Annotated in this window: 5 protein-coding genes and 1 pseudogene; 3 read left to right on the forward strand and 3 right to left on the reverse strand. The window is 43.0% G+C overall.

All coding sequences use genetic code 11. The features are described 5' to 3' along the window. Positions 1 to 437: 437 nt before the first annotated feature. On the reverse strand, positions 438 to 1,829 hold the full coding sequence (locus tag IM509_RS00200; RefSeq protein ID WP_185238068.1) for an IctB family putative bicarbonate transporter: 1,392 nt from the start codon (positions 1,827 to 1,829) through the stop codon (positions 438 to 440). 144 nt (positions 1,830 to 1,973) lie between these two features. Continuing rightward, the gene (locus IM509_RS00205; protein WP_185238067.1) at positions 1,974 to 3,617 is read right to left on the reverse strand and encodes an alpha-keto acid decarboxylase family protein; all 1,644 of its coding nucleotides are present in this window, start codon (positions 3,615 to 3,617) and stop codon (positions 1,974 to 1,976) included. Between the two features lie 373 nt (positions 3,618 to 3,990). Here IM509_RS00205 and dndD point away from each other — a divergent pair, with 373 nt between their 5' ends. Together dndD and IM509_RS00215 are read left to right on the forward strand one after the other, a co-directional pair. Further along, positions 3,991 to 5,976 (forward strand): DNA sulfur modification protein DndD, encoded by a 1,986-nt coding sequence (gene dndD, locus IM509_RS00210; RefSeq protein ID WP_052277580.1) that lies wholly within the window; start codon positions 3,991 to 3,993, stop codon positions 5,974 to 5,976. Positions 5,977 to 6,078: 102 nt separating this feature from the next. Next, positions 6,079 to 6,193, forward strand: a pseudogene (locus IM509_RS00215) (zinc ribbon domain-containing protein); the annotation flags it as partial. A 122-nt stretch (positions 6,194 to 6,315) separates the two neighbouring features. Here IM509_RS00215 and IM509_RS00220 read toward each other — a convergent pair. Further along, positions 6,316 to 7,881 (reverse strand): B12-binding domain-containing radical SAM protein, encoded by a 1,566-nt coding sequence (locus IM509_RS00220; RefSeq protein WP_052277581.1) that lies wholly within the window; start codon positions 7,879 to 7,881, stop codon positions 6,316 to 6,318. 896 nt (positions 7,882 to 8,777) lie between these two features. Here IM509_RS00220 and IM509_RS00225 point away from each other — a divergent pair. Next, a complete protein-coding gene (locus IM509_RS00225; RefSeq protein ID WP_052277582.1) occupies positions 8,778 to 9,878 on the forward strand; it encodes an alkene reductase in 1,101 nt (366 codons plus the stop codon). Positions 9,879 to 10,233: the final 355 nt, after the last annotated feature.

The raw sequence follows: 10,233 nt of genomic DNA on the forward strand, positions 1-10,233 counted from the left end.
CCAAGCTTTTCTGGTCGGAACCCCCTAAGCCGAGTTTTCAAGGTGCTGCGCCGTCCACTTGGTTTTCGAGACTGGCCTTTTAATTCTAACGTAAAGCCAACCTAGAACGGCGGGGTTTCAGACCCAAAATTTCCGATGACAATCGCAACGGCCCACTTAAGAGAACGATCCATTATTTTCCTCCCTCGTCTCTATAACGGCCACAGGGATTTACTCTCGTTATTGCAGTTGGGAAATCGCGCCAAGCGCGGAACAAACTGGGAAACGATCTAACTCAATTATCTCTTGCTTTGGCCACCGAGAGATGGTGGGATAGGGGGTTTGTGATTTTTCTTAATAATCCCCCTCGCCTACGCCTACACGAGCTTCAAATCCCCTTCAGAGCAGTCCTATCCGTAATTTGAAATAACTCCTCAATGCTCCCCCATTTCGCCCCCCTAGAGGAGAGAATTGCCGCGCTCAAAACCTCTAGCCGGGGAATAACAACGACTAGCAATTAAACCCAAAACTAACCACCAGAGGGTACTAACTTGGGGACGATACCAAACTGTATCAAAGAAACCGTGGGCAAGAATTCCGGCCATAGCGGCAATTGCCCCGATTAACCAAAAGCCTTGACTGTCCATTTTATCGCGTAAAAGTTTAATTTGATGGATGCCTTGGCCGATAGTTGTAACTAATAACCAGAGGAAACAGGTAAAACCAATGATTCCCGTTTCTACCATGATTTCTAATACCACAGAATAGGCACTTAAAGCCGTGTATTTTGGCTTCATGAATAGGGGGTAAATTTTCTTAAAAGCATCATTACCCGGTCCGATGCCCAAAAGCGGATAAGTTTGAATCATGCGAATAACTGCATCCCAAACATTAATCCGAAAGTTATTACTACTATCTCCTCGGCCGGCGAAAATACTCATCACCCGAATTCGCATCGGCTCCACCAATAAAATCGCCCCTAAAACCACCACGGCTAAACCCCCTAAAATTAAGGGTAAAAGCCAGGTTTGCCAAAATAACGGTAGATAATTTTTGAACCAATAAAATAATAGCAATAAGAAGACAATTCCTAAGACCATCAAACCAATCCAACCGCCACGACTCTCGGTAAAAAATAAACAAGCGGCATTGGCTAAAGTTAGTAAAGCCGCTAAAATTTTCGGTAGCCATCCCTGCCACACAAATAATGCCGCACCGCTAAAAGCAATACCGGGGAATAAATAACTAGCTAATAAATTAGGATTACCGAGATAACTATAAACCCTAGTATCCCCCGCTAATTCTGAAGTAGGATCGTTCCAAGTTGCTAACTGTTCCGCGCCAAAAATTTGCTGACGAATGCCGTAAACGCTCACTGCTAAAGCGGTTAAAACTAAAGTAGTCAGAATCCAATTTGTTAGGCGTGGCGAGCGCATAATTCGGGCAGTAAAGGCAAAAAAGATGAGATTGAGAGTTAATTTAATTAATCCTTCCAAAGCTGCGGTTTTAACGGGAGAAAAAGCCGTGGAAACCGTGGCAATTCCCCAGTATAAAAGCACTAAAAGGTGAATCGGTGTCACCCCGATTTTGCCTTCATCCACAAGGGTTAAGAGTAGCCAATAACCCGCTATTGCTAACAGCAAAAAACCGATTTGACTGGTGGAGAAAAACGGCGCAGTGGCGATAAGGAGAGAGATTAACAGCGCACCCATCAGTTCTGTCCACTCCACAAACCAGCTACCCTGTCGCCATTGACTAAAAAGTCCGACTAAACGATGCAGATAGCTATATTTTGACCAAGAAGCAGGGGAAAAGTTCAGTAGAGTGATTTGTTTCCAAAAAGCATTCATAGGGTTTTTAGTTGCGGTTGTCACCGGCAAACTTTGATTAAGATACCGATTGTATCTTAATTGTTGACTCTTGGGAGCGAAAAGAGTTTCAGTCTGGTGTCTTAGGGCAGCTTCACACAGTCAAAACCTAATAGCATAACCAGTCTAGGCATGGGGTGAACGTAAAGCTTGACCTAAACGAGTTAAGCCTTGGGAACAGTCAAAACGATCGAGATGTACTTCAATAAATGATAGGCGATCGATGTTACCCTGGGCAATCGATAAAGCCTTTTCTAATTCCCCTTCTGTCCTGACTTGACAACTCCAACTTTCCCCGTTAAATACTGCTGGTAATTGATGATATTTCCACGGTTGTAGATCATTATAAATATTATCCTGAATTACCCGCTCGATCGTGTAACCATCGTTATTAATTAAAAAGATAATTGGATTGAGATGGTGACGGATAATTGTCGAAAGTTCTTGGGCAGTCATTTGAAAAGCACCATCACCCACAAAGACGATAGGACGAGTATTTGGTGCGGCAAAAGCTACTCCTAAACAGGCGGGAATTGAATAACCAATAGAGAGATAAAATGCTTGACCGATAAAGTCGGTTTTTTGAGGCATTAATAAATCAATTGTGGCAATAATTGCATCCCCCGTATCGGAAATAACAAAAGATTCTTGAGCGATAAAATGATTCATTCGCTCATAAAAACGAGCATTAGTTAATTTTTGCTCTGGCACGGCGATGAATTCTAAATTCTTCAATTCGGCCGCAGGTTTAATCTCTAGTGTAGCCGCTTCTTTGTGACTTAGCTTATTAATTAAACCCTCGATAAAATCCCCTAGGAATACTGGTTGATAGAAGTGATGTTTAATCTTGATCTTCTCGGAATTGGCATTAATCAAATTATTGGGATTTAAATTAGCCGTAAATCCGCCTAAATTCATATCGGACATGATCGCCCCTAAACAGAGGACACAATCGGCATTTTCCACCCGTTGACTAACGTATTCGCGACTTAATGCCCCCACATAAGTGCCGATAAATTGCGGCTGCATTTCCGAAATTGACGACTTACCTAAAATAGTGGTGGCTAAGGGATAACCCGTTACTTCTAAAAGTTTCAGCAACTTATCCTGGAGTTTAAACCGATGGAATTCTACCCCCGCTAAAATAATTGGTTTTTCCGCTTTTTCTAATAAAAAAACCGCTTCTTCAATGGCTTCTTCTAAAGCGGCGGTATCCGTAAGATTATCGGTTAAATAAATTGGATTTTCTGAGGGGATACAGGGACGATAGACCAGATCCCGGGGAATTTCGATATACACGGGACGTTTGTGATGCAAACAAGCTGCTAAAGTTTGATCGATTTGACTGGCAGCTTGGGTGGAATTAGTGAGAATAACCGAGGCAACCGTGGCTTTTTCCATGATCGAAAATTGCAGATTATAATCGCCCGTGGTGTGGTGTAATAATAAATTATCCCGGCGAATCGAGCGATCGGAAGCCCCACTAATCACCACCAAGGGAACTCTTTCAGCGTAAGCACCGACCACAGCATTAACGAGGCTAAATCCCCCGACTCCGTAGGTGACACAGACAGCGCCCATACCTTTGACTCGCGCGTAGGCATCGGCGGCATAACCTGCGTTAAGCTCATTACAGGTGCAAACTAATTCGATCGGACTTTCCACCAAAACATCCATCAAATCGAGGACATAATCCCCCGGCACCCCGAAAACATGATTAACCCCTAAATTATGGAGACGCTGGCATAAATATTCGCCGATCGTGATCATAGCAATTTTCTCCCCTGTGTTGGCACTTTCACGCCGATCATAACGATTTTTTCAAAAAATAGGCTCATGCCCAGTAATGAACTAGAAAGTAAAAATCAGCAGACTTTAATTAAGTAGCTGTTTGCAATTAAATAGAAGATAGGTTTTGCACTCGATCCCCCCTGCCCCCCTTAATAAGGGGGGTGCCGACAGGCGGGGGGATCTTAGAGTTTTTTCCGCAGACCCTAATTATATCTAGCGCTGGTGATCAATGCTATAGTATAAAATCTGGGGTTTTTCTCTTGGGTGTCAAAAAATATCTGCGGCACTTTTTCAGGTATAATTGTTACAGGAGATTCCCTAAAACTTTCGACTTAACTAAGGCTGAATATTAATGATTTTTACTGAATTAGTTTTGCAAAACTTTGGTCCATACGCCGGTCGTCAAGTGATTAATTTACGCCCCGAAAAAGATAACAATCCCTGTCCGATTATCCTTTTGGGAGGCATGAATGGCGGCGGTAAAACTACTTTAATGGATGCGATTCGTTTGGCTTTGTACGGTGCGCGGGCCAAGTGTTCTACTCGCAATAATTTAAGTTATGCCGAGTTTCTCAGTCAAGCAGTTAATAATCAAGCTTCCCTCATCGATCAAGCGAGAATTGAACTGGCTTTTGAACATCTAGTTAATGAACAATGGCGACAATATCGTATCGTTAGATACTGGACAAAACAGCCTAAAGATGGTAAGGATACCCTCGGTATTTTAGATGAAGATTGGCCCGATCCTGCCTTAGCTAACACTTGGGATGAATATATTGAAACTTTATTACCTTTGGGTATTTCTAACCTCTTTTTATTTGATGGGGAACAGGTAAAAGAATTGGCAGAACAGGATGTACCTCCTGACAGCGTTAAGGATTCGATGCAGACTTTATTAGGGTTAGAATTAGCGGAAAGATTAGCCGTTGATCTCGATATTTTAGCTAGTCGCAAGCGCCGGTTACTAGCAGCAGAAAATGAACTGGCAACTATTGAAGCGATCGAGAAAAAATTAGCCCAGTACCAAGAAGATTTAGAATTGGCTAGGCAAGAGATGGAAACTCAACAAAAAAATTTAGATGTGGTTAGAAATGATTTTGATGCAGTCTCGGATAAATTTCGCATTGATGGCGGCAAAATTGCCGCCGAAAGAAGTCAATTAGAGATCAGAAAAAAGGAGGTAGATAAAAAGTTAGATAACCAGAGGGAATACTTAGGTCAATTAGCGGGAGAATTATTACCATTAAAGTTAATTTTTCCTCTCCTAGAAGCGGCTAAAATTCAGGGAGAAAAAGAGCTACAATTTCAATCAGCTAAGGTCGCTCAATCGGTTTTAGAATCCAGAGATAAAAAGTTACTTGCTTATTTAGAACAACTGAATTTAACTTTAGAACAATTAGAGAATATTAGAGAATTTTTAGAGCAAGAAAATCAGTTTTTAGCTGAGGATAGCGATTCTTTGATTACTCCTTACTTAGATCTAGACGAGGAGGCGATCGAGTTATTAAATCGAGTCTTAACCCATCAATTACCGGCACAAATTAACCTCGCTCATCAAGCAATAGAACAATTAAGAAATCTGGAAGCTGACTTAGATAATTTAGAGCGAGAATTAGCAGTAGCAGCCTCTCCCGAAGAATACGAAACCCTGAGTAATAACTTAAAAACCGCTCAGAAAAAGTATCTAAATGCTCAAGCGGAATACGAGCAAAGCCACAAAAATTATGAGGAAATCAAAAAGAAAATTGAGAAAACTAAAAAAGAATTATTTGCCTACAGTGAGAAAGCTTTAGAATCGCAAAGTAACGAACATATCGTCAACGCTATTGTCAAAGCACAGCAAACTTTAAAAGTATTTAAAGAACGCTTAACTTTAAAAAAATTAAATAGATTAGAGGGAGAAGTGGCGGAATGTTTTCGTTATTTATTGCATAAGTCCGATCTGGTGCAGAAAATAGCGATCGATGCTGATACTTTTGGTCTATCTCTCTTTGGTCCCGATGGACAAAATGTGCCTAAACACCGTCTTTCTGCCGGAGAAAAACAACTATTAGCGATCGCTTTTTTGTGGGGATTAGCGCGAGTCTCCGGACGAGATTTACCCATCGCTATCGATACACCCCTCGGACGTTTAGATTCTTCCCATCGCCATAATTTAGTTGAACGTTATTTTCCCGCCGCTTCCTCTCAAGTCATCCTCCTCTCTACCGATACAGAAATTGGAGAAAATGAGCTACTCTTATTAGAAGAACAGGAAGTAATCGCCAGAAAATACCTGCTAGAATACAATTCCCAACAACGTCAAACCACTATTCACCCCGACCGCTACTTTTGGTAAGATTATGACTGAGATAAATTCCCACGAAATCCTCGCCCAATTAACTTGAGACATCGGGTATTACTTCCAATTTTATCACTCAATCCAAGCCTTTGGGGGGGGGGAGAGTCGGGTCTCTGGGTTCTTAATGGAGACATTGAGAATCTAAGCCGTCTCGTCGAAGCAAGGAATTTCTAACAGCAATGTGGAAAGAATCCCCCGTCACAGCCTAGCTTGACGGTGGGAGTATGTCAACTGACTTGACAGTCAAACAACCCCACTCGCTTTTTGTTGCTCTACTTTGGGGTAGGATTCAAGAGCGCTGTTTAGGGATAAATGACTGTTCCTCGGCGCTATTGTCTAGCTTTTGAGCGTTTTTTCCAGCTGGGCTACCCTTGCTTTCTGTTGCTTCAAATCGGCTAGTTGTTTTAGTAATTGTTCTCTGACTTCATAGCGATAGGCAAAAAAATGCTCACCTATCCCTAGGGTCGCTAGATACTCTTCTAGCAGACGGGGCTTGACCCAGGCAATCACCGCCAGTTGCCACCAGAAACGGAAGCGCGTCGGTCGGACAATCCCCTGCCGCCAGAGCAAGGAACGGAACAATTGCCACTGTTGCCAATCTAATTTACGGTTCGATTTGCCGCGCCATCCCCCCATGATCATGAAATGGTTGAAGGTTCGTTTCAGGTAGTTAACAGGATCGTAGATTTCCCAGAAAGCGTCGATGTATTCTTCGGTAATCTCTTCCACAGGGCGAGTTGGCTCAAAGTTCATCATCGCTCCCTGATGGAAAGTACCCATACCATCCACCAGACGACCTTCCTGTTGCAGGCGATTCCACAGGGCAGTATTTTGCAGTGCCTGGAGCAGGCTAAACTGACCCTGGGGAATACTCGCCTCCATAATAAACTCTTTGATCCGCTCCCCTGCGCCAGGTTTCTCATTGTCAAAACCGATAATGAAGCCAGACATAATCTGCAGCCCCATGCGGGTAATTTTGTGACAGGATTCGATCAGGGATTGGCGGGTGTTTTGAACCTTGTTAATGCCCATTAAGCTATCGGTATCTGGTGTCTCAATCCCCATAAACACCAGCATAAAGCCGGCCTTGACCATTAACTCGATCAGTTCGCTGTCTTCGGCCAGATTAAGGGAAGCTTCCGTAATCAGTTTAAAGGGATACTGGTGTTGTTCCATCCAGGGGATCAACTCCCGCAGAAACACCTTGGCATTCCGCTTATTGCCAATAAAATTGTCATCGACAACAAAAATGTAGCGCCTCCACCCCAGTTGATATAACGTCTCCAACTCAGCCAACATTTGTTCTGGGGTTTTGGTGCGCGGTTTGCGGCCATAGAGGTTGATGATGTCACAAAATTCGCATTGAAAGGGGCAACCGCGAGAAAACTGCACGGTAATCGCCAGATAGGCATCCAGATCTAGTAGATCATAGCGGGCGATCGGTGTCATGGTGACATCGGGTTTCTCACTGGCTCTAAAGACACCACTCGGTTCACCCCGCTCCAGGGCCGCCAGGAACGGCGGGATTGTCAGTTCTCCTTCATCGAGAATCAGGTAATCTGCCCCAGCTTTTTGGGCAACTTCTGGATAGGAGGTGGGGTAAGGCCCGCCCACAGCCACTTTTTTACCCAACTGCAACCCTTTGGCAATCAATTCTTGAAAGTCCTTTTTCTGAATGATCATGGCGGAGATGATTACCAAATCGCACCACTCCCAATCCGAAGCCGTTTCTAATCGGACATTGCGATCAACAAACCGGATTTCCCAATCCGATGGTAACAGGGCTGCCACCGTAATTAAACCCAGGGGCGGATTGGTTGCTCTTAAACCGGCTAGATCTAAAGTCTCTTGATAGGACCAAAAGGAGTTGGGCATCAGCGGCCACAGTAATAGGGCTTTCATTCAGGTGTCTCCAATGAAGAAGCTAGATGCTTTACATACTAGCCACAAAGCCCAAGTCGATCAAGACTTTTTTTTACTAATAAATTAGTTCTAAATAAATTGTGAAAAAATAGCTATTTTTTGGAGATTAGCACAATTAAATGAATGATGCTTGCTAAAAACTCGTGTTTTCCCATTTTTATCAACGCAATCTAGAGGCTGTTTGCCTCTTTTGGGTATTTTTGGGTAGGTTTCCTAAAAAATGCTGATTCTGAAAAACGGCTCTTCTGGTTTCTGTGTGGAAACGAGGTCTATACCGATAGAATATCCGCAAAATAGTCCTAAAAGTTTTGCCCAATAAGCACTTCAGGGTTCCATAAGCAAAAATTATCACACAAAGTCGAGAAGAGCCGAAAAACCCTCTTGAAATTAGCAAGTACCGAATAGTAAGGGTTTCGTTTCAGTCTCTAGGAAGTCTATTTGATCGGTAAAACACCAGTTACTAGACATCTCGACAATGACTATTTCTGGTCAGATAAATATAAGCGTAATTACACTATTTTATACCGAACCATCATGACTCAACTACCAGAAAATATAGTTTCTGTCTTTTGAATTTTGGATGATATAGCGGTTCTCACACCTGTGTGGCACACTTAAACCTTTGCTAATTAAGCTTTTCAATATCGATAATGTACCTCTTGCGAACAGGAAACGCTATAAATAAATTAAATAACTGGTAATTATAGTCAAATTTATGACCAAGATCAATTATAGTCAGCTAATTGACCCGATTAATTCTCCTCCCTTAGCAGAGGAACAATCTCGCAGATAGACAGTCAATCATCCTTGGGTGCGATTGTCTGGTTTTAACTAACTGCGGTAAAATTAACCTAAATTCTCTATCGGCAAATTCGATGACTTCCTTCACTACTTCCCTGGCTCTTTTAAGTCAATTTAAATTGGGAGATTTAAACCTAGAAAATCGTCTTGTGCTTGCCCCCATGACGCGAGCGCGAGCCGGAGAAAAACGTCTTGCTAATGAGATAATGGCCGAGTATTACCGGCAAAGGGCCAGCGCCGGATTAATGATTACAGAAGCGACGGTAATTTCTCCCCAAGCTAACGGTTGGCAAAATACCCCCGGTATCTACACCGATGAACAAGTGCAAGCATGGCAAATGGTGACAAAAATCGCCCAAAGAAAAGGAACACCAATGTTTTGTCAATTGTGGCACTGTGGTCGCGCTTCTCATTCTAGTTTTCAGGAAAATGGCGCTTTACCCGTTGCCCCTTCGGCAATTAAGATTAAGGGGGAGTTGCATACACCCATCGGCAAACAGCCCTACGAGACCCCTAGAGCCTTAGAAACTGAGGAAATCCCCACAATTGTCGACGATTACCGCCAAGCCGCTCAGAGGGCAAAATTAGCGGGGTTTGATGGCATAGAAATTCACGGAGCTAATGGTTATTTAATCGATACTTTTCTACAATCGGCCACTAATCAGCGTCAGGATAAGTACGGTGGCAGTTTGGAAAATCGCTATCGTTTTTTACAGGAAGTAGTCGAGGCAATTTTAACTGTTTTTCCCAGTCATCGGGTGGGGGTGCGTCTGTCTCCCAATGGAGTTTATAATGACATGGGTTCCGAGGATTTTCGAGAAACTTTTCTCTATATTGCCCAAAGATTAAATGAGTACAATTTAGCTTATTTGCATCTGCTAGATGGCTTGGCTTTTGGTTTTCATGAAAAGGGTCAACCGATGCTTTTATCCGAGTTTAGGGCTGTTTTTAATAGTGCATTAATCGGCAATTGTGGTTATACAAAAGAAAATGCTGAAGCCGCTATTCAGTTGGGAGATGCGGATTTAATTGCTTTCGGTCGCCCCTATATCAGTAATCCCGATTTGGTGGAAAGATTCGCCAATAATTGGCCCCTTAATCCCGATGCTGAGATGAAGGATTGGTATTCTTTTGACAAGGAAGGTTATATCGATTTTCCCAGTTATAAACCCTAGTTAAGTAGCTGGTTATAATTAAATTAAAAATGGATTTTAGGTTCGATCCCCCCGCCCCCCTTGATAAGGGGGGTGCCGATAGGCGGGGGTATCTACCCTTATTAAGGGGGGTGCCGATAGGCGGGGGTATCTGACAGTTTTTAATACCTACCTACTTAGGGTTTGCTGAATAAATGTGAAATGTAGGCAAAGTAAGGGTTTTGGGGCTTTTCTTCCGAAACAGGTGCAAGATTTTGAGAGAATCGTCGTTCAAAACCTTGCGTCTTCATCGGCCCGCGTCCTGTAGGGGCGAAGCATTCGGGCAATAACCTATCGGTGAAACCGTAGATTTTCTATCCGAATGCTTCGCCCGTAC

The organism is Microcystis sp. M31BS1, assembly GCF_020245285.1.
Classification (GTDB): domain Bacteria; phylum Cyanobacteriota; class Cyanobacteriia; order Cyanobacteriales; family Microcystaceae; genus Microcystis; species Microcystis panniformis.

Excerpts from the sequence above, each read along its gene's own strand:
- dndD (WP_052277580.1), top strand. The coding sequence starts at position 3,991 with ATGATTTTTACTGAATTAGTTTTGCAAAACTTTGGTCCATACGCCGGT.
- IM509_RS00225 (WP_052277582.1), top strand. The coding sequence starts at position 8,778 with ATGACTTCCTTCACTACTTCCCTGGCTCTTTTAAGTCAATTTAAATTG.
- IM509_RS00205 (WP_185238067.1), bottom strand. The coding sequence starts at position 3,617 with ATGATCACGATCGGCGAATATTTATGCCAGCGTCTCCATAATTTAGGG.
- IM509_RS00200 (WP_185238068.1), bottom strand. The coding sequence starts at position 1,829 with ATGAATGCTTTTTGGAAACAAATCACTCTACTGAACTTTTCCCCTGCT.
- IM509_RS00220 (WP_052277581.1), bottom strand. The coding sequence starts at position 7,881 with ATGAAAGCCCTATTACTGTGGCCGCTGATGCCCAACTCCTTTTGGTCC.